Consider the following 2,147-nt stretch of genomic DNA (forward strand, 5'->3'; position numbering starts at 1 on the left):
CCATCGGGTGCCGGCGGGGGTGGCTGCGGCGAGCAGGACGAGGTCGGCCTCGCCGGCGCCGAGGACGGGCGGGGCAAGGCCGTCGAGGAGGTGTCCGCCGCCGGGGGCGGGGGCGGCGGTCAGCGTGCCGGGCCCGAGGGCTACGGCTCCGATCCGGGTGCCGGCGGAGAGGGCCGCGGCCAGTTCGGCGGCACCGGCCCGGTCCAGCAGGGCGGAGGCGAGGGAGCTGGGCAGGAACGGGCCGGGCAGGGCGGCCCGGGCGGCCTCCTCGACGACGACGGCCAGGTCGAGGAGGGTGCCGCCCTCCAGGTGGGGGGCGAGGAGCCCGGCCGCGGCGAGGCCGTCCCACCAGGCGGGGCGCTCCCCGGTGCGGGGCGGGGCGTCGAGCAGGGCGCGGACCCGGTCGGGCGGGACGTGGCGGGCGGCCCAGCCGCGCACGGCGGCGGCCAGGTCCTGCTGCTCCTGCGTGATGGCGATGCCCATGCGGATCCTGCCGCCTCTCCGGCGCTCCGACGTCCGGCGGCCGCGCCCGGGGTTCCGGCGACGCGACCGCGGGCAAGAGTAGAACACGTTTCACTCTGACGGAAGGTCAGATATTCTGCGGGAAGCGGTTGTTGCCCGGCCGCGGCAGCCGCACCCGGCCGGCCTTCGCTTCGGATCCGGCTCGCCCCGAGGGACCGGATCCGGGGGCCCGGGGCCGCCGCCCCGCGGCCGCCCCGGGGCAGGGAACGGCCCGCGCACCCCTCCCGTACACGGACCTGCGCGCCGATCCCCCTCGGCGCCGAACCGGACGCCGCCGCCCGGCGGCTCGGGCCGAAAGCGGACCGGGGCCGCCCGCGGCGCTGTCGCCGCCGGACCGCCACCGCGCCGGCCCCGGCGCGTTCCGCGCCCGTACGCACCGCGCGCTCGCCGCACTCCGCGGCCGCGGGCGGCACCCGGCGTCGCTGCGGCACCCCGTGGACCACGCCTCGGCGCCGCCTCCGCCACTGCCCGCCGCCGCGGCGGCCGCGGCGGCGGGCAGTGGCGGGCGGTGGCGCACAGGAGACCGACCCGGCCGTGGCGGCCTACCGGGCGGTAGGGCAGCATGGGCTCCGCCCACGCGCAGCACAGGAGGAACCCATGGCCCCCGCCGCCACCCCCAAGCCGGAGACCCTCGCCGCCTTCGAGGCAGCCAAGGGCTTCATGCCCCTGCGCGAGGGCCTCGCCCTGTACGAGGCGGCCGCCTCGGCGGCGGCCCTGGGGCTGCCGCTGCTGGAGGTGGGCACGTACTGCGGGCGTTCGACGATCCTGCTGGCCGACGCCGCCCGCGAGGCCGGCGTGAGCGCCGTCACCGTCGACCACCACCGCGGCAGCGAGGAGCAGCAGCCCGGCTGGGAGTACCACGACCCGTCCGTCGTGGACCCCGAGATCGGGTTGATGGACACCCTGCCGACCTTCCGCCGCACCCTGCACCGGGCGGGGCTGGAGGAGCACGTCGTCGCCGTCGTGGGACGGTCTCCGCAGGTCGCCGCCGTCTGGGGCGGCCCGCTCGGCTTCGTCTTCATCGACGGCGGCCACACCGACGAGCACGCCGCCGGCGACTATGAGGGGTGGGCCCCGCACCTCGCCGAGGGCGGCACCCTCGCCATCCACGACGTCTTCCCCGACCCGGCCGACGGCGGGCAGGCCCCGTACCGGATCTACCTGCGCGCGCTGGCCTCGGGCGCCTTCGAGGAGGTCTCGGCGACCGACTCGCTGCGAATCCTGCGCCGCACCGGACCCGGCGTCTGAGCGGGCGCCGCAGGTGCCGCCACCCGGAGGCGCGCGGGGCATATCAGCACACGATCGCACCGCGCCCTCGGACGGCCCAGTGCCCGGCCCCTCCCGGAGGCGCGTTCTAGCATCGCGCTCGTGCGCTACGACGACAGCCCCCCGCAGCCCGAGACCGCCCCCGCGCCCGGCACGGACCGGCGGCGCTTCGCGCGCCGCTCCGCCCTCGCCGTCGCCGCGGCGGTGATCGCCCCGACCACCCTGGCCGGCTGGGTCCTGGTCCAGGTCGGCACCGGCGCCGGGGCGGACGACGCCCGTCCGCCCCGCGTCGCGGCGCCGGCCGCGGCCGCGACCGGCACCCCCGCGGCATCCCCGACCGCCGCCGGCACCGCAACCGC

2 protein-coding genes and 1 pseudogene are annotated in these 2,147 nt (G+C 79.3%); 2 read left to right on the top strand and 1 reads right to left on the bottom strand.

Annotation, left to right across the window (positions count from 1 at the left end; genetic code table 11):
- Window positions 1–483, bottom strand: a 483-nt coding sequence (locus EF903_RS31910; RefSeq protein ID WP_148142636.1) for an acyl-CoA dehydrogenase family protein, incomplete at its 3' end; no start/stop codon positions are given.
- A 636-nt stretch (window positions 484–1,119) separates the two neighbouring features.
- Here EF903_RS31910 and EF903_RS31915 point away from each other — a divergent pair.
- Window positions 1,120–1,770: a class I SAM-dependent methyltransferase gene (locus EF903_RS31915; protein ID WP_125548450.1), complete on the top strand. Its 651-nt coding sequence runs from the start codon at window positions 1,120–1,122 to the stop codon at window positions 1,768–1,770.
- Between the two features lie 120 nt (window positions 1,771–1,890).
- Window positions 1,891–2,147, top strand: a pseudogene (locus EF903_RS31920) (N-acetylmuramoyl-L-alanine amidase); the annotation flags it as partial.

This window comes from Streptomyces sp. WAC05292, assembly GCF_003949955.1.
In the GTDB taxonomy this organism is placed as follows: Bacteria; Actinomycetota; Actinomycetes; order Streptomycetales; family Streptomycetaceae; genus Streptomyces; species Streptomyces globosus.

Coding starts and splice junctions, on each gene's coding strand:
- EF903_RS31915 (WP_125548450.1), top strand. CDS start 1,120: ATGGCCCCCGCCGCCACCCCCAAGCCGGAGACCCTCGCCGCCTTCGAG.